The sequence below is a fragment of the Diaminobutyricibacter sp. McL0608 genome, assembly GCF_039613825.1.
GTDB lineage: Bacteria > Actinomycetota > Actinomycetes > Actinomycetales > Microbacteriaceae > Diaminobutyricibacter.
In genome coordinates, this window is the sequence record NZ_CP154826.1 from 1506325 (window position 1) to 1523728 (window position 17404).

At 66.2% G+C, this 17404-nt stretch carries 15 protein-coding genes; 13 read left to right on the plus strand and 2 right to left on the minus strand.

The window, feature by feature from the left end; translation table 11 throughout:
- Window positions 1–130: 130 nt before the first annotated feature.
- The 11 genes from AAYO93_RS07090 (at window position 131) to AAYO93_RS07140 (ending at window position 10291) form a co-directional block, all read left to right on the plus strand.
- Entirely contained in the window at window positions 131–1567 is a 1437-nt protein-coding gene (locus AAYO93_RS07090) for a sugar porter family MFS transporter (RefSeq protein ID WP_345764838.1), read from the plus strand.
- 261 nt (window positions 1568–1828) lie between these two features.
- Window positions 1829–2818, plus strand: coding sequence for a 30S ribosomal protein S2 (rpsB, locus tag AAYO93_RS07095; protein WP_345764287.1), 990 nt, complete (start codon window positions 1829–1831; stop codon window positions 2816–2818).
- A gap of 50 nt (window positions 2819–2868) precedes the next feature.
- Window positions 2869–3696, plus strand: coding sequence for a translation elongation factor Ts (tsf, locus tag AAYO93_RS07100; protein ID WP_345764288.1), 828 nt, complete (start codon window positions 2869–2871; stop codon window positions 3694–3696).
- A 102-nt stretch (window positions 3697–3798) separates the two neighbouring features.
- A complete protein-coding gene (gene pyrH, locus AAYO93_RS07105) occupies window positions 3799–4524 on the plus strand; it encodes a UMP kinase (RefSeq protein WP_345764289.1) in 726 nt (241 codons plus the stop codon).
- 46 nt (window positions 4525–4570) lie between these two features.
- Complete coding sequence (frr, locus tag AAYO93_RS07110; RefSeq protein WP_345764290.1) at window positions 4571–5125, plus strand: ribosome recycling factor; 555 nt, start codon at window positions 4571–4573, stop codon at window positions 5123–5125.
- 95 nt (window positions 5126–5220) lie between these two features.
- A complete protein-coding gene (locus tag AAYO93_RS07115; RefSeq protein WP_345764291.1) occupies window positions 5221–6126 on the plus strand; it encodes a phosphatidate cytidylyltransferase in 906 nt (301 codons plus the stop codon).
- Between the two features lie 21 nt (window positions 6127–6147).
- The gene (locus AAYO93_RS07120) at window positions 6148–6696 is read left to right on the plus strand and encodes a DivIVA domain-containing protein (protein ID WP_345764292.1); all 549 of its coding nucleotides are present in this window, start codon (window positions 6148–6150) and stop codon (window positions 6694–6696) included.
- 54 nt (window positions 6697–6750) lie between these two features.
- Window positions 6751–7431: a lytic transglycosylase domain-containing protein gene (locus AAYO93_RS07125; RefSeq protein WP_345764293.1), complete on the plus strand. Its 681-nt coding sequence runs from the start codon at window positions 6751–6753 to the stop codon at window positions 7429–7431.
- A gap of 48 nt (window positions 7432–7479) precedes the next feature.
- Window positions 7480–9222: a cation:proton antiporter gene (locus tag AAYO93_RS07130; RefSeq protein WP_345764294.1), complete on the plus strand. Its 1743-nt coding sequence runs from the start codon at window positions 7480–7482 to the stop codon at window positions 9220–9222.
- A 26-nt stretch (window positions 9223–9248) separates the two neighbouring features.
- On the plus strand, window positions 9249–9548 hold the full coding sequence (locus tag AAYO93_RS07135; protein ID WP_345764295.1) for a hypothetical protein: 300 nt from the start codon (window positions 9249–9251) through the stop codon (window positions 9546–9548).
- A gap of 2 nt (window positions 9549–9550) precedes the next feature.
- Entirely contained in the window at window positions 9551–10291 is a 741-nt protein-coding gene (locus AAYO93_RS07140; protein ID WP_345764839.1) for an alpha/beta hydrolase, read from the plus strand.
- A 12-nt stretch (window positions 10292–10303) separates the two neighbouring features.
- Here AAYO93_RS07140 and AAYO93_RS07145 read toward each other — a convergent pair whose 3' ends face one another.
- Together AAYO93_RS07145 and AAYO93_RS07150 are read right to left on the minus strand one after the other, a co-directional pair.
- Window positions 10304–11341, minus strand: a complete 1038-nt coding sequence (locus AAYO93_RS07145; protein ID WP_345764296.1) for an AI-2E family transporter — start codon at window positions 11339–11341, stop codon at window positions 10304–10306.
- Window positions 11342–11358: 17 nt separating this feature from the next.
- Window positions 11359–14295, minus strand: coding sequence for a hypothetical protein (locus AAYO93_RS07150; protein ID WP_345764297.1), 2937 nt, complete (start codon window positions 14293–14295; stop codon window positions 11359–11361).
- A 281-nt stretch (window positions 14296–14576) separates the two neighbouring features.
- Between AAYO93_RS07150 and AAYO93_RS07155 the strand changes: the two genes are divergently transcribed.
- Complete coding sequence (locus AAYO93_RS07155; protein ID WP_345764298.1) at window positions 14577–16406, plus strand: hypothetical protein; 1830 nt, start codon at window positions 14577–14579, stop codon at window positions 16404–16406.
- Window positions 16403–17371 (plus strand): tetratricopeptide repeat protein, encoded by a 969-nt coding sequence (locus tag AAYO93_RS07160; protein WP_345764299.1) that lies wholly within the window; start codon window positions 16403–16405, stop codon window positions 17369–17371. The genes AAYO93_RS07155 and AAYO93_RS07160 overlap by 4 nt, the downstream gene beginning before the upstream one ends.
- Window positions 17372–17404 lie beyond the last annotated feature (33 nt).

Below are 17404 nucleotides of genomic sequence, written 5' to 3' on the forward strand. Positions count from 1 at the left end.
ACCTCCGCACAGGGGAGGGGTACCGTGTGCGGAAGCGGAGCGACTCAAGGGGGTACCGATGTCCGATCGACACGACAACACACCATCCTCGAAGATCGAGGAATGGGAGGGTGCGAAGCCGACCCCGGCAATGAGGCGCAAAGTGGTGGGTCTCTCCATCGCGGCAGCGGTCGGCGGCTTCCTCTTCGGATTCGACTCGTCCGTGATCAACGGTGCTGTGAACTCCGTCCAGGGACATTTCGCCCTCAACGCCTTCGTCACCGGCTTCATCGTCGCCATCGCGCTGCTCGGATGTGCCGTCGGCGCCTACATCGCCGGCCGCCTGGCCGACCGGTGGGGCCGCCTCAAGGTCATGCTCCTCGGCGCTGTGCTGTTCCTGGTCAGCTCGATCGGAGCCGGCCTGGCGTTCTCCGCGTGGGATCTCGGGCTCTGGCGAATCGTGGGCGGGCTCGGAATCGGCATCGCCTCCGTCGTGGCACCGGCCTACATCGCCGAGATCGCACCGCGGCAATCGCGTGGTGGGCTCGCCTCGCTCCAGCAGCTCGCCATCACGATCGGCATCTTCGTCGCTCTGCTCTCGGACGCTCTGCTCGCAGGAATCGCGGGTTCCGCTTCTGACCAGTTGTGGCTTGGCCTCGAAGCGTGGCGGTGGATGTTCCTGGTCGGCGTGATCCCATCGGTCGTCTACGGAATCATCGCGCTCACGCTGCCCGAATCGCCGCGATACCTCATCACCACCGGCAGGCGCGACGAAGCCAGGGAGATCTTCTCGACCCTCGTGCCTGAAAGCGATCTCGACCGTCAGATCGGCGACATCGAACGGTCCATCTCCGAGGACAAAGAAGGAAAGAAGGCCACTCTACGAGGCGCGTCCTTCGGTCTGAAGCCGATCGTGTGGATCGGCATCATCCTGTCCGTCTTCCAGCAGTTCGTTGGAATCAACGTGATCTTCTACTACTCGACGACGTTGTGGCAGGCTGTCGGCTTCACGGAGCGCAACTCGCTCCTGATCACTGTCATCACCTCGGTGACCAACGTCCTGGTGACCGTCGTGGCCATCCTGCTCGTCGACCGAGTCGGCCGACGGCCGATCCTGCTCACCGGATCGGTCGGGATGGCCCTGTCGCTTGCGACGATGGCTCTCGCCTTCAGCTTCTCCGACAAGGTGCACGGCACGGTCAGCCTTCCCAATCCGTGGGGGCCGATCGCGCTGGTCGCGGCGAACGTGTTCGTCGTCTGTTTCGGCGCATCCTGGGGTCCGCTGGTCTGGGTCCTGCTCGGCGAGATCTTCCCCACCAAGATCCGCGCCAAAGCGCTTGGCATGGCCGCGGCCGCCCAGTGGATCGCCAACTTCCTCGTCACCGTCACGTTCCCGCCGCTCGCCGACTTCTCGCTCGTCTTCACGTACGGGATGTACGCCGTCTTCGCCGCGCTCTCGTTCATCTTTGTGTTCTTCAAGATTCCGGAGACCAACGGGATGGCTCTCGAGCACGCGGAGACCCTGTTCGCGAACGCGAGGAAGTCGCGCGGTGTCTCGGTCACAAGTTCGGGAGACAGCATCGGATAGGTGCCTGCGGCCGGCTGACGCCGGGCGGAAAGGCCGCCCGCCGCCGGATGGTACTATTCATGGAGCACCCCGCTCGCCGGGGTGACTACGCGTGCACACTGCGCTGAATGCAGCGCCGCGTCGCATCCACACGGTCCGTCTCTGGAAACAGGGGTGGCGGATGCGCGCCGGGCACCAGGAGTGGCGGCCGTCCGGTCGTCGCTGAGAACCGATTGGCATCCGCGCTGACACGTGCGGCGTGCCGGAACAGGAGTACGGCAAATGGCCGTCGTAACCATGCGCCAGCTGCTCGACAGCGGCGTCCACTTCGGACACCAGACCCGCCGGTGGAACCCGAAGATGAAGCGCTTCATCCTCACCGAGCGTTCGGGCAGCTACATCATCGATCTCCAGCAGTCGCTGGCCTACATCGACAAGACCTACGAGTTCGTCCGCGAGACGGTCGCCCACGGCGGCACCATCCTCTTCGTCGGCACCAAGAAGCAGGCCCAGAACGCCATCGCCGAGCAGGCGACCCGCGTCGGCCAGCCCTACGTGAACCAGCGCTGGCTCGGTGGCCTGCTGACCAACTTCCAGACGGTCTCCAAGCGTCTTGCCCGTATGAAGGAGCTCGAGGAGCTCGACTTCGAAGGCACCACGAGCGGCTTCACGAAGAAGGAGCTCCTCATCAAGAAGCGTGAGCTCGACAAGCTGCACAAGTCGCTTGGCGGTATCCGCAACCTGACGAAGACCCCGAGCGCGCTGTGGGTGGTCGACACCAAGAAGGAGCACCTCGCGATCGACGAGGCAAAGAAGCTGGGCATCCCGGTCATCGGCATCCTCGACACGAACTGCGACCCCGACGAAGTCCAGTACCCGATTCCGGGTAACGACGACGCCATCCGCTCGGTCGGCCTCCTGACGCGCATCGTCGCCGACGCTGCCGCCGAGGGTCTGATCCAGCGTCACCAGAAGCCCGAAGAGGGCGCGGAGCCGGCTGAGCCGCTCGCCGAGTGGGAAGCGGAGCTCCTCGGAGCGTCCGGCCAGGAGCTCCAGTCGAGCCCCGAGACCGCGAAGTCGGTCGACGCCGACCTCAAGGAAGCCAAGGCCGAGCTCGGCTCGGCGGCCGTTGAAGCCGAGGTCCTGGAAGAGGCCGTCGAGGAGACCGAAGCCGCCGCTGACGAGACCGTCGCCGTTGACGACGCGACAGAGGCCGTCGTCGAGGCCGAGGCCGAGGCCGAGGCTCCGGCGACCGACGCAGAAGCCAAGTAACTCCGGCTTCACCTTTTCGTACATTTTCGACAGAAGGTTCTCAGAAGAACATGGCAAACATCAGCATCGCTGACATCAAGGCACTGCGCGAGCAGCTCGGAACGGGCATGGTCGACACCAAGAAGGCCCTCGAGGAAGCCGACGGCGACCTCGAGAAGGCGACCGAGATCCTCCGCCTCAAGGGTGCGAAGGGCAACGCGAAGCGTGCCGACCGCTCCACGAGTGAGGGCCTCGTCGCCGCCAAGGAGAACGGCTCGACCGCAACGCTCATCGAGCTCGCCTGCGAGACGGACTTCGTCGCCAAAGGCGAGAAGTTCATCGCGCTGGCCGACAAGGTGCTCGACGCGGTCGCCGCAGCCGGCGCCACCACGGTCGACGAGGGCCTCGCGGCTCCTGCCGGCAACAGCACGGTCGCTGACCTGATCAGCGACGAGGCGGCCATCCTGGGCGAGAAGATCGAGCTGCGTCGCGTCGCGGTCGTCTCCGGCGAGCACTTCGCGATCTACCTGCACAAGACCTCCAAAGACCTGCCTCCGCAGGTCGGCGTAGTGGTCGGATACTCGGGTGACGACGCGGAGACCGCTCGCAGCATCGCGCAGCACATCTCATTCGCCAACCCGGAGTACCTCAGCCGCGAGGACGTCCCCGCCGCAGCGGTCGAGAACGAGCGTCGCATCGTCGAGGAGATCTCGCGCAACGAGGGCAAGCCCGAGGCCGCACTGCCGAAGATCATCGAGGGTCGCCTCGGTGCCTACTTCAAGCAGGTCGCTCTTCTCGAGCAGGACTACGCGAAGGACAACAAGCTGACCATCAGCTCTGTGCTCAAGGACGCGGGCCTCACCGTTTCGGGCTTCGCCCGCTTCAAGGTCGGCGCCTGACCCACACGTGAAGGAGTCCGGATCGAATCTCGATCCGGACTCCTTTTCTCTGCCCACAGCAGCTAGCTTTAGAAAAACCGGATCGGAAGGACTCGAATACGCATGTCGGAATCGCACAAGAGGCGTCGGGTCCTTCTCAAGCTCTCCGGTGAGGCGTTCGGCGGGGGACAGCTCGGCGTCAACCCCGACATCGTCAGCGCCATCTCGCGTGAGATCGCACAGGCCGCTTCCGATGTAGAGGTAGCGATCGTCGTCGGCGGAGGAAACTTCTTCCGCGGTGCGGAACTCTCCCAGCGGGGGATGGACCGTGGTCGCGCCGACTACATGGGCATGCTCGGCACCGTGATGAACTCTCTCGCGCTCCAGGACTTCCTCGAGCAGGCCGGTGCCGAGACCAGGGTCCAGTCGGCGATCTCGATGACCCAGGTGGCCGAGCCGTACATCCCGCGCCGTGCGGAGCGGCACCTCGAGAAGGGCCGTGTCGTCATCTTCGGCGCCGGTGCCGGGTTGCCGTACTTCTCGACCGACACCGTGGCAGCGCAGCGTGCGCTCGAGATCGAGGCGGACATCGTGCTCGTCGCAAAGAACGGTGTCGACGGAATGTACAACGACGACCCGAAGAAGAACCCCAACGCCCGCATGATCGAACAGATCTCGCACCAGGAGGCGCTTCAGCAGAACCTCCGCGCGGTTGACTCGACGGCGCTCAGTCTCTGCATGGACAACGGGATGCCGATGCGCATCTTCGGAATCGAGCCTGCGGGCAATGTGACCGCCGCCATCCTCGGCGCGGAAATCGGCACGCTGCTGAGCGCCGGCGTGCGCTGAGCGCAACGGTAAGCTTGACTGACGCCCACCGATTGAAGGAGTGACCGTGATCGCGGATGTGATTTCCGACGCCCGCCAGCGCATGAGCAAGACCGTCGAGGCGGCGAAGGACGACTTCGGCACGGTCCGCACCGGGCGGGCGAACCCCCAGCTGTTCCAGAAGATCATGGTCGAGTACTACGGCTCTCCGACCCCGCTCGCGCAGCTGGCTTCGCTGCAGAACCCGGAGGCGCGCGTCCTGCTGGTCACGCCCTACGACAAGTCGGCGCTCAAAGAGATCGAGAAGGCCATCGTGAACACGCCGAACCTCGGCGCGAACGTCGGCAATGACGGCGAGATCGTCCGCGTGACCCTCCCGGAGCTCACCGAGGAACGCCGTCGCGAGTTCGTCAAGATCGTTCGCGGCAAGGGCGAGGATGCGAAGGTCGCGATCCGCAACATCCGGCGCAAGGCGAAGGACGACCTCGACGCGCTGAAGAGCGAGGTCGGCGACGACGACGTGGCCCGCGGCGAGAAAGAGCTCGAGCAGCTCACGAAGACCCACGTCGACGCGGTCGACGAGGCTCTGAAGCGCAAGGAAGCCGAACTCCTCGAGGTTTAGGGCGCCACGCAATGACCGAAGCTCCTCCGGGTGAACCGGGTCCGCCGGTACCGCCGCAGCGTGGCAGAGCGTCGCGCGCGGAGTTCCGGGCGCAGGTGAAGGCAACACGTGCCGACATCGAACGCCAGATGCAGGCGCGCAAGGCGCAGCTGGATGCGACGAATGAGCGCATCGAGGCGCGCACCGGCCGCAACCTGATCCTGGCGATCCTCATCGGGCTCGCGTTCGGGTTGCTGATGCTGTTCAGCCTGATCGTGATCAAGGAACTCTTCATGGTGGTCGCAGCTGCGACTGTCGTGTTCTCGGCGTTCGAGCTCACTCAGGCGCTGCGCGCGGCCGGCTGGGACGTGCCGCGCATCCCGACGATGATCGCGTCCGTAGTGATCATTCCCGCGGCCTACTACGGCCACTCCGGCGGCCAGCTCATCGCACTCGCCTCCGGCATCGTCTTCGTCTGGGTGTGGCGTCTCGTCGAGGCGGCGGTGAAACGGCCCGGCGTGTCCCGGACGCAGCTGATGCGCGACCTCGGCGCAGGCGCGCTCATCCAGCTGTACGTGGTCTTCCTGGGGAGTTTCGCTGTGCTCCTGCTGGCCGAGGACGGCGGCCAGTGGTGGACGCTCGCCTTCCTCATCCTGGTGATCGCGATCGACACGGGGGCGTACGCTACGGGTCTCTCGTTCGGACGGCATCCGATGGCTCCGACCATCAGCCCGAAGAAGACCTGGGAGGGTTTCGCGGGCGCCGCCGTCGCGAGTGTCGTGGCGGGCATCCTGCTGTCGATCTTCATGATCGGCGAACCGTGGTGGTTCGGAATCATCTTCGGACTGGTCCTGCTGTGCACCGCCACGTTGGGCGACCTTGCAGAATCCCTGATCAAACGCGATATCGGTATCAAGGATATGAGTTCGTGGCTCCCCGGGCACGGCGGCTTCCTCGACCGGCTCGATTCGATTCTGCCGTCCGCGGCCGCCACCTACGCGCTCTTCCTGATCTTCCGATAAAGCATTTGGCACAATAGGGGAGTGAGTACCTTCCCCCGCACCCGCAAATCGAAGCTGGGCTACGACACCGACCAGGTCGAGGAGTTCCTCCAGCAGGCGAGGCGCGCCTACGACTCCGACCATGACGGCGTCGCGCTGCTGACCGCAGAAGACATCCGCCACACGGCCTTCACGATGCAGAAGGGCGGCTATTCGACCTCGCACGTCGATTCGGCGCTCGAGCGCCTCGAGGATGCGTTCGCGTCGCGTGAGCGCGAGGCTGCCAGGGGCGTGCTCGGAGACAGCGCCTGGTATGACGAGGCGCGCACGACGGCACAGGTCATCCTGAACCGGCTCGACCGCCCGGAGGGGCATCGATTCGCCCGCACGAGCATTCTCACTTTCGGCTACCACCGCGCCGATGTCGACCGATTCGCGGGCCGCCTGGTGCGTTATTTTCAGGACGCGCGACCGATGAGCGTCGACGAAGTCCGCACTGTGACCTTCCGGCCGCAGCGCGGCGGATACAAGGAGATCCAGGTCGATCTGCTGCTCGACAGCGTGACCGATGTCATGCTGGCCGTTCGCTGAGTGTGACCGCGTCGTCTTGGTATCCACGCGGATGTCCGTTATGGTTTTGTGATCGTGAGTAGACGAGAAGCCGAACTAGTGCCGCTCACGCCGTCCAACCCGGTCGGTGTTGCTGTCAGGCGACCGCACGTCCGTTCGCGGGCGAGCCTCTGGGTGTTCGCATTCAGTGCGGCGGTCGGCTTCCTGCTGGTGAACGTGGTCGACCCGTACTCGGGCGCGACCGCAGCCACGTTCAGTCCGACGACCTCTCGTTTCGGCACCCAGCCCATCCAGAAGATGACTGTGGAAGGCTCATACACGACCACGGTCACGCGCGAAGCGGTCTCGGTGAAAGCGAAGCCCAAGCCGCCGCCCCCGGCTCCCACCAAGTCCACGTCGTCCAGCAGCAGCAGCGGCGGAGGCGGCGGAGCACCCGCTGCGGGCACGCCCGACCCCGGCACAGCGCAGGCGATCGGTTACAAGATGGTCCACGACCGTGGCTGGGGAGACGACCAGTACAACTGCCTCGTCGCACTCTGGAACCGCGAGTCGCACTGGAACGTGTACTCCTACAACGCGAACAGCGGCGCGTACGGCATCCCGCAGGCGCTCCCGGGCAGCAAGATGTCTTCTGCGGGTCCTGACTGGCAGACGAACCCCGCCACCCAGATCACGTGGGGCCTCGGCTACATCACCGGCCGCTACGGCACGCCGTGCGGCGCCTGGGACCACTCGCAGAGCACCGGCTGGTATTGATCCGGTCGTCGATCGCTTCCCAGGCGGGTCGGCTTGTAGCGTAGGTCCATGGAGATCGCGCTGATCGCTGTCGTCGGGGTCGTCACGGTCGTCGCCGTGGCCGCCTTCGCGAAACAGCTCGGCATTGCCGCGCCGCTCGTGCTCATCGTCGTCGGCGTGGCGACGTCGTTCCTGCCCGGACTGCCGTCGCCTTTCTTCGTGCCTTCGTGGGTCATCCTGACGCTTGTCCTCCCGCCGCTGTTGTACTCGTCCGCCGTTCAGGTGCAGCTGACGGATTTCCGGCGAAATCTCGGCACGATCTCGGCGCTGTCCGTCTTCCTGGTGATCGCGACCGCCTTCGTCGTCGGCTTCGCGCTGCACGCCGTCCTGCCGGGGCTCGATCTGGGCTCCGCCATCGCTCTGGGTGCGATCGTCAGCCCGACCGATGCGGTGGCCGCGACCTCCATCGCCAAACGCCTCGGACTTCCGACCCGACTCGTCACCGTGCTCGAGGGCGAGAGCCTGGTGAACGACGCCTCCGCGCTCGTACTGCTGAAGGCCGCACTCGGGGCCACCGCGGCTTCTCTCAGCGCCTGGGCGATCGCTGGTGACTTCCTCTATTCGGTGGTCATCGCGGCCGGCGTCGGACTCGTTGTCGGTGTCGTCAATGTGTGGGTCCGGTCGAGGCTGAAGGATTCGGTGCTGGAGACCGCGATCTCGTTCGTCGTTCCTTTCGTCGCCTTCATCCCCGCAGAGTCGCTGGGCGCATCCGGTGTGCTCGCCGTCGTGGTCGCGGGCATCTACACCGGTCACCGGGCAGCGCATTCGTTCACCGCCCAGGCGCGACTCAGCGAGCAGATCAACTGGCGCACGATCCAGTTCCTCCTCGAGAACGGCGTATTCCTGCTGATGGGACTTCAGCTGAACACGATCATCGCGCAGGCGCAGGGCAGCATTCTGGGCGTCGGCGGTTCGTTCGCGATCGGGCTGGCTCTGTGTGTACTGCTGCTCATCATCCGTGCCCTGTTCGTCATTCCGATCATCTGGCGGCTTCGTGCGAGCCAGAAGCGCGCTCCTGAGGTTGGTGAGCGCCTCTCGGACGGCCTGGAGCGGGTGCGTACGGAACGCGAGAAGCGCCCACCGCAGGATGAGCGCACGGAACGGCGCTGGAACCGTTTCACCCGCTACCTCGAGCGTCGTGAGGCGGATGTGACAGACCTGCAGGAGCGGCCGATCGGATGGCGCGGCGGTTTCGTGCTCGTCTGGGCCGGGATGCGCGGTGTGGTGACTCTCGCGGCCGCCCAGTCGCTGCCGCAGACGGCGTACCGCTCACCGCTCATCCTGATCGCTTTCACGGTCGCGGTCGTCACGCTCCTCGTCCAGGGTGGAACCCTTCCGTGGGTGATCCGCCGACTCGACGTCACCGGTTCGGATGCCGCGGCGGACCGACGCGAACTGGCCGGACTCCTCGAGGAGATGGGCAAGGCGGGCCTCGCCGCCATCGAGCACCCCGACGATGTCGCAGAAGCCGGCCGCACCTTCGACCCGGAGGTCGTCGAGCGGGTGCGGGAGGACACGATGTTGCGCGTCGAGGCGCAGTGGGAGCGCGCAGAGCGGGAGGCGTCGGACGGCGTCGGCTTCGGGCCGCACCAGCAGTACCAGGCACTCCGGGAGCAGGTCCTCGAGGCGGAGCGCAGTGCCCTGCTGGATGCGCGGAGCCGCGGCAGCTACTCGTCACGCGTTCTGACCCACGCCCAGCTCATGCTCGACTTCGAGGAGTCGCGCACATCCCAGCGTGACGATCAGGTCTGAGACCGCGCCCGTCCTAGACTGAAACCATGCCGCGCAGTAACCGTCCCCGAGGCCGCAAGCCCAGTCAGGACGAAGACGAGGCTCTCGACCTGTCGCGCGTGACCCAGGGCTGGCGCCGTACCGAAGTGCGCCGCGGTTTCGCCTGGAACGTCCAGCCTGTTTCGCCCGTGCAGGCTGTCAAGGTCTACGTCTGCCCGGGTTGCGGCCTCGAGATCGAGCCCGGCATCGCCCACCTCGTGACGTGGCGGGCGGATGGGCTCATGGGCGACGCCGCCGACATCGCTGCGCGGCGACACTGGCACACGCACTGCTGGAGGATCAGTTGACGATCGAGATCAGAGGGGGAGTCGAGCTTCCTGCCCGTCGCGAGGACATCGAACTCCACACGAAGGACGGGCTCACCCTCGTGGGCGAACTCGCCTCGCCGCTCGATCGAGAACCGGTCGCCACCCTGGTGACACTGCATCCGCTTCCGACGGGCGGCGGCTTCATGGATTCGCACATCCTCCGGAAGGCGGCAGGGCGGCTGCCCGCACTCGCGGACATCGCGGTCCTTCGTTTCAACACGCGCGGCACACGATCGCCGCGCGGCACCAGCGGCGGTCAGTTCGACGGCGGAGTCGACGAACGATTGGACGTCGAGGCCGCGATGGCCTTCGTCGCTGAACGTCGGCTTCCGCATCCGTGGCTGGTCGGGTGGTCGTTCGGCACGGAGCTGGCGCTCATGTACGGTCGCGAGCTGGCCGTGGACGGAGTCATTCTGCTCTCCCCACCGCTACACCGTGCAACCCCGGCACAGCTGGCCGCGTGGGCGGGCGACAACCGGCCCATGGTCGCACTGATCCCCGAACACGACGATTACCTGAGGCCGGCCGCTGCAGCGGAACGCTTCGCGCCCGTTCCCCAGATCGAACTCGTGAATGTCGAAGGCGGCAAGCATCTGTGGGTCGGTGAGAACCAGACGCGGCGAGTGCTGACGGAGATCGTGCGGCGGGTCAATCCGGGCGCGCTCCCGCTTCCGACCGAATGGTCGGGATCGGGCGAGGCGGAGCCGACGCCCGACGCCTGAGCTGCGAGCCGGTCAGAGCTCGTTCTGGCGCGGGATCACGACCTGCTTGATTATCAGCAGGATGGATGCGGCGAAGGGGATCGCGATCAGCGCGCCGAGGATGCCGAGGAGCGACCCGCCCGCCAGCGCAGCGATGACGACGACCGCGCCGGGCACGGAAACGGCGCGGTTCATGATGCGCGGGCTGAGGAAGTATGCCTCGACCTGCATGTAGATGAGGTAGTAGATCGCCGCCGCCAGTGCAGTCGGCCAGCCTGAGAGCAGGCAGATGGCGACGATGATGACGGATCCGGTGATGGTTCCGACCAAGGGGATCAACGAGAAGAAGAAGGCGATGAACGCGAGGAGGATCGGGAACTTCGCGCCGATGATCGTGAGGAAGATGGCGCTGAGGGCACCGTTCACGAGCGCGAGCGACACCTGGCCCATGACGTATTTGCCGACTGAATCGGTGATCTGGTCGGCGAGGTCGGCGAAACGGGCGCGCTTGGACGCCGGAACCAGCAGGTAGCTTGCCCGCTTGATGTTGGGCAGGGATGCGGTGAAGTAGATCGTGAGGATGATCACGACGATCACGCCGAAGAACCCGCTCACGATGCCGAGACCCGTCTGGACGATCCCGTTGGTGATGTTTCCGACGTTGCTCTGCAGCCAGTGGACGACGTTGTTGATGTTCTCCTGGTTGACGATCGTCGGGAACTGGTGCTGCAGGTTCTCGAACCACTTCTGGGCGTCGCCCTTCTGCACCCAGGTCACGATGCCCTGGACGAGCTGCGTGGCCTGCCCGACGGCGATCGGGACGATGGCCCAGATCAGCCCGGCGAATGCTCCGATGATGATGACCAGCACGGTCACCAGCGCGGCCCACCGGGGGAACTTACGGCGTTCGAGGAACGCGATCAGCGGCTCGATGCCGAGTGCGATGAAGAGCGCGGCTCCGATGTAGGTGAGGATCGTCGACAGTGTGACGATCGACATCAGGATCAGGAGGCCGAGGCCAACGCCCAGAGTTCCGATGAGGCCGAATCTGAACGCGTTCTGGATCTTCATCCGGACCTCCCCGTGGTCTAACCGTTGTTGTCCGCCGTCACCTTCTCAGCCTGCTGGAGTACACCGCGCAGGTTCTCGAAGTAGCCGGCGACGGCTTCTCGCTCGATCCTAATCTGAGCGAGCCGGTCCTCCGCGTCAGCCACGAGGCTTTCCGTGCGCTTCTCTGCATCGTCGATGAGGTCTGCTGCGCGCTTCTCGGCGGCACCGACGATCTTCCGGGCGGTCGCCTCGGCCTCCTTGCGAGCCGCCTTGACCTCGGCGCGGGCCTCGGCCTCGATCGCGTCGGCCTCCTCGCGCTTCTCAGTCGTCCGCTTGATCGCTTCGGCGAGCTGCTGGTTCGCCTCGTCCAGGTATTTCTGGGTCTGGGCGACGGCCTCCTGGTGACGGGCGAGATGCTCCTTCTCGGCTTCGTCCCGCCTCGCCTTCAACTCCACATCCAGGTCGATGCGCGCCTGCTCGAGTTCGCGGGCTCCTGCCTGGGCGGCATCAAGGGCATCGGCGCGGACTGTAGCCAGCTCCGATCCGAGGGCGGCTTTCGCCTCCGCGCTCTCCGCCGCGAAGGCTGAGCGGGTCGAGGTGATCTCGTCTGCGAGGTCGGCGCGCGCCTGTTCGAGCTCCCGCGCCAGCTCGGCGCGCGCTTCCGACGACTGCTTCTCGAGGTCCACGCGCGCCTGCTCCGTCTCCTCAGCGAGGGCGACGCGGGTGTCCTCGGCTTCGCGAGCGAGCGCGACGCGCGTCTGCTCGCGTTCGTTCGCCAGCTCGAGCCGGACTGTCTCGCTCTCCTCGGCGAGGGTGGCCCTCGTCGTCTCGACCTCGTCGGCGAGGGCGGCCTTGGTCGTCTCGACCTCTTCTGTGAGCGCGCTCGTCTTCTTCTCGACTTCGGCCGCAAGCCGACTCTTCGTTCGCTTGACCTCGGTCGCGAGCTTGCTCTTCGTCTGCTCGACCTCGGCTCCGAGGGCGCTCTTCGTCGCGGTCACTTCGGCGGCGAGGTTCGCCTGCGTCTGCTCGACCTCGGTGGCGAGGGCGGTCTTCGTCTGGAGCACCTCGTCGGCCAGTTCGGCCCGTGCGCTGTCGACGTCGGCCGTGAGCGCGTTGCGGGTCTCCTCGACCTCGGCCGCGAGCGCGTTCTTCGTCGTGCGCACCTCGGTCTCGAGTTCCGTCTTCGTCTTCTCCACTTCGGTGGCGAGATCGGCTCTCGTCTTGTCGATGTCGGCAGCGAGAGCCGCCCGAGCGCTCGTGACGTCGTTCTCGAGTGCGGCCCGGGTGGTGCTGACTTCGTTCTCGAGCGCAGCCCTGGTCGTGTTGACTTCGTTCTCGAGTGCCGCCTTGGTGTTCGTGACTTCGTTCTCGAGTGCCGCCTTGGTGTTCTTGACCTCGTTCTCGAGTGCGGTCTTGGTCGCGGTGACCTCGGCGTAAAGCTCGGTCTTGGTCGCGGTGACCTCGGCGTCGAGCTGTGCCTTCGTCGCCGTGACCTCGGCATCCAGCTCGGCCTTCGTCGTGTTGACCTCGTTGGCGAGCTCCGCCCGGGCCGTCGTGACTTCGTTCTCGAGCTCGGACCGGGTGCTGGACACCTCATTGTCGAGGTCGGCCTTGGTCTTCTCGACCTGTGCGGCGAGGGAGGTGGTCGTCTCCTCGACCTCCGTGGCGAGTGCGCTCCTGGTGCTGTCCACGTCGGCGGCGAGGGTGTTCTTCGTCTGCTCGACCTCGAGGACCAGTTTCCGCTTGGTCTCCTCGACCTCGGTGGTGAGGGCGCTCTTGGTCTGTTCCACCTCGGCGGCGAGGGCACTTTTCGTCGTGGTGACCTCTGCGGCCAGGTTCGCCTGGGTCTGCTCGACCTCGGTGGCGAGCGATGTCTTGGTCTGCAGGACCTCGTCGGCCAGGCTGCTGCGTGTCTGCACGACGTCGTCGTTCAGCGCGCTCCGGGCCTGCTCCACCTCGGCCGTGAGCGCCATGCGCGTCTGCTCGACCTCGACGGCGAGCTCCCGCTTCGTCAGTTCGACCTCGGTCTCGAGTGCGAGCTTCGTCGTATCCACCTGGTTGGTCAGGTCGGCGCGCGTCTGTGCGGTCTCACTGGCGAGGGTGGCCCGCGCCCGCTCGGTCTCGGCCGCCAGGTCTGCACGTGCCTGCCGGGTCTCGTTCGCGAGCGCCGTGCGCGCCTCGAGCGTCTCCGCGTCGAGGGTCACCCGTGTCTGCTCGATGTCTCGGGCGAGGGCCAGACGGGCCTGTTCGGATTCCTTCTCGAATGCGGCTCGCGCCGCGTAGAGGTCTGCCGTCGCCTCCGCGCGGCGCTGGTTCAGTTCGCGCTCGATGTTGTCGGCTTCTGCACGGGCTGCCGCGGCGTCCCTGGTCGCGACGACTTTGAGTTCGGCCGCCTCGCGCTCGGCTTCCGCACGCACGGCCGCGGACTCCCGCTTGCTCGTCGCACGCAGCTCCGCGGCCTCCGTGGCGACGGCGCCGCGGATTGCGGCTGCCTCGCGGACCGCATCCTGCGTGAGGGTCTCTTTGTCTTCCTTGGCCTTGGCGACGAGTTCGGCAGCCTCGATCTGCGCATCCTCGAGGGCGGTCGTCGCGCGCGCCCGAGCATCCGCGAGCACCCGCTCGGCCTGCTGCGCCGCCGCCTGCTTGATCTTGTCGACTTCTGCGGCCACGCCGCTGCGCAGCTTCTCGGCGTCGATGTCTGCCTGGGCGATCAGGCGTGTGGACTGCTCTTCGGCGACACGAAGCGTGTTCTCGAGCTTGGTGCCCAGCCCCGAGAAGGTCGGGCTTCCGACCTCTTCGATCTCGGCATTGAGCTCCTCCACACGGATCTGGAGCCGCTTGATCTCCTTGGCCGAGTCGGAACTCTGCGTGTTCGACTTGATGAGCTCGCGACGGAGGCCCTGGATGGCCTTGTCTACCTCGTCCTTGTCGTAGCCGCGGAATACCTGCGTGAAGTTCTCGTCGTCGGTCGCCACTGTCTCTCCTGGTCAATTGAATGCAGGCATTCGGGGGTGGGGCGCTGCAACCGATCCGATCTTAGCCACCCGACCTGCGTGCCGCACTTGAAGGGCTTGCAGGCAACGGTTAGCGCGCTCTCAGGGTGGTCCGGTATCGTTACTTGACTTTGTTTGTTGCCGTTCAGTGGCGGTGCGTCCGCTGCAGATGGTGTGGTCCAGAACCCGATGAGGGCGACAACCGTCGTCCGGCCGCACCACGGGATCGCTCAGCGAGGACGGGCAGCACAGGAGGAGCTTTTTTGCGTTTCGTACTCGCCATCGTCGCCTTCGTGGTGGCTGCCGTGATGATTCTCGCGGGCATCGCCCAGCGCACGGTGTTCGCACCACCTGCCCAGGTGTCGGCGGCCACGACGGTCAGCGGCGAGCCGCGGTTCATCGTCATCGACGGCGCTGTGCTCAATTCGCACCCCGGCCAGCAGACGCTCTACGTCGACGGCGCCAAGAACGAACTGGTCGCCTACGGCCGTACCGCCGATGTCACCACGTGGCTGGGCGACCAGTCGTACGCGACGCTGAAGTACGACGCCACCACCGCCAGCCTGACCAGCAAGAACGTGACGCCGTCGCCGGCCGTCGACACCTCGGGCACGGCACCGTCGACGACAGCGCCGACGACCTCGAGCACTCCATCTGCAGACGCCAAAGGCCCGAACCCCGCCGGTTCCGACCTGTGGCTCGAGGAGTTCGACGGTACCGATGCGAACGTGACCCGGATGAACGTGCCCAACAACATCAGCGTGATCATCGCGAGCGACGGCACGGCCCCCGCGCCGAATCAGATCCGCATCGTCTGGCCGCTCGACGCGAGTACGCCGTGGGCCGGCCCCTTGATCGTCGGCGGGGGTGCGCTGCTCATCGTCGGCCTCGGGCTGTACCTCTGGGGTCTCTACGCACTGCGCAGGTCGCGTGGGCCGAGGCGCAAGGGCGGACCCAAGATGCCGAAGCTGCCGAAGGCACCGAAGTACAAGCCCTCCAAGTCCATCGAGGCGACCCCCAAGGGACGCCGATCGGCCCGGCGGGCCATGATCGCCGTCCCGGTCGTGCTTGTCGGGGCGCTCGGCCTCTCGGGCTGCTCAGGCGACTACTGGCCACATTTCGGCGGGACGACTCCCATGGCGACGTCGACTCCGATCACCACTGAGCTGCCGAAGTCGAAGGACGTGCAGCCTCCGGCCGTGACCGTTCCCCAGCTCGAGCGGATCATGACGAAGATCTCCGCTTCCGCGACGACGGCGGATGCGAAACTCGACTCCAAGGGCATCGCTACCCGCTTCACCGGTCCCGCCCTTCAGCTGCGCCAGGCGAACTACGCCATCCGGGCGAAGAAGTCCAACGAACCGGCCCTTCCGGCGATCGCAGCAGGTCCGCTGGCGCTGACCCTCCCGCAGGCGACCTCCATGTGGCCACGCGTCGTCTCCACCGTGGTCCAGGGATCGAGCAAGACGCAGGCGCCGCAGGCGATCACTTTGGTGCAGGAGACCCCGCGGTCGAACTACCTCGTGACATACGCTGTCTCGCTCGAACCCAAGGCGAAGGTCCCCGACCTGGCGCCCGCTGCCATCGGCGCGGCAGTCGTGCCCCCGGACTCGAAGCTGCTCCTGCTCCCGCCCCAGCAGGTCGCGGCCGCATACGGCGACATCCTCATGAAGGGTCCGAAGAGCACCTACTTCAACCTGTTCGAGGCCCAGGGCGACACGCTTCGGCCGGCGGTCGGGCTCGAATACAAGACCAAGAAGAAGGCGGCGATCCCCAAGACCGCCTCCCTGACCTTCACGAACAAGGTCGGTGCGAGTGATCCGATCGCGATGGCGACGAACGATTCGGGCGCGATCGTCTGGACGAGCCTCGAGGAATTCGAGACCACGAAGGTAGTTGAGGCGGGTGCCGAGATAACATTGCCGGCGAACAGTCAGACGGCTGCCCTTCTCGGAACGAATTCGAGCAAGACAGGGATCCAAGCGAATTACGGGTACCAGCTGGCGTTCTACGTTCCGCCGGCCGGATCCGACCAGAAGATCACGTTGCTCGGGTTCGCCCAGGGCCTCGTCTCAGCCAAGGAGGTTCAATGAGCCAGCTCGATCCCGCCAACCTGCGCGGAGCCGTCGACCTCTCGTCCCTGGTCAATCGGGCTGCCCTGCCCGGGCCGGCGGCGCCCGGCGCAGCAGAGGCCGAGCCGGCACAGTCCCTCGCGCTGCCCAGCCTCTTCTTCCAGGGCACCGACGCCAACTTCAACGACTTCCTCGACCTGTCGATGACCGTCCCGGTCATCGTCGACCTGGCTGCATCGTGGGCCGAGCCGTCGCAACAGCTCTCCACGACGCTCGAGCGAGTCATCCTGGACTATGACGGCACCTTCGTGCTGGTCACCGTCGATGTGGATGCGAACCCGCAGCTCGCGCAGGCCTTCCAGGCCCAGTCGGTGCCCGCGGCAGCCGCGGTGATCGCCGGCCGCCCGGTCCAGCTGTTCGCGGGCGCGCTGCCCGAGGCCCAGATCCGCGATGTGTTCGAGCAGCTGCTGCAGCTCGCCGCGCAGAACGGCGTGACCGGCCGTGTGACCGTGGAGGGCGACGGAGCCGCGCCGGCCGAAGCGGAGGAAGGGGCGGAGCCGCAGCCGGAGCCGCTGCCGCCGCACCACGCCGAAGCCTACGAAGCGATCGAGCGCGGCGACTTCGACGAAGCGATCGCCGAGTACAAGCTCGCGATCGCCCAGGACCCTCGGGACACCATGGCGGTCGCAGGTCTCGCCCAGGTGAGTCTTCTCGCCCGGCTCAAAGGCCGGACCACCGACGAGATCCGCTCGGCGGCCGCCCAGGACCCGAACGACGTCGAGGCGCAGGAGCTCGTCGCCGACCTCGACATCTCCGGCGGACACGTCGACGATGCGTTCGACCGGCTCCTCACTCTGTTCCCGAAACTCGGCGCCGCCGAACGTGATTCCGTCCGCGCCCGCTTGATCGACTATTTCGAGATCGTCGGTGTGGACGACCCGCGTGTGATGAAGGCCCGGGCTAGGCTGGCGTCGCTTCTGTACTGACACCCACGCCAGACCAGACCCCGGGAGGCTTCG

Excerpts from the sequence above, each read along its gene's own strand:
- rpsB (WP_345764287.1), top strand. The coding sequence starts at position 1,829 with ATGGCCGTCGTAACCATGCGCCAGCTGCTCGACAGCGGCGTCCACTTC.
- pyrH (WP_345764289.1), top strand. The coding sequence starts at position 3,799 with ATGTCGGAATCGCACAAGAGGCGTCGGGTCCTTCTCAAGCTCTCCGGT.
- AAYO93_RS07160 (WP_345764299.1), top strand. The coding sequence starts at position 16,403 with ATGAGCCAGCTCGATCCCGCCAACCTGCGCGGAGCCGTCGACCTCTCG.
- AAYO93_RS07145 (WP_345764296.1), bottom strand. The coding sequence starts at position 11,341 with ATGAAGATCCAGAACGCGTTCAGATTCGGCCTCATCGGAACTCTGGGC.
- AAYO93_RS07130 (WP_345764294.1), top strand. The coding sequence starts at position 7,480 with ATGGAGATCGCGCTGATCGCTGTCGTCGGGGTCGTCACGGTCGTCGCC.
- AAYO93_RS07135 (WP_345764295.1), top strand. The coding sequence starts at position 9,249 with ATGCCGCGCAGTAACCGTCCCCGAGGCCGCAAGCCCAGTCAGGACGAA.
- AAYO93_RS07090 (WP_345764838.1), top strand. The coding sequence starts at position 131 with ATGAGGCGCAAAGTGGTGGGTCTCTCCATCGCGGCAGCGGTCGGCGGC.
- tsf (WP_345764288.1), top strand. The coding sequence starts at position 2,869 with ATGGCAAACATCAGCATCGCTGACATCAAGGCACTGCGCGAGCAGCTC.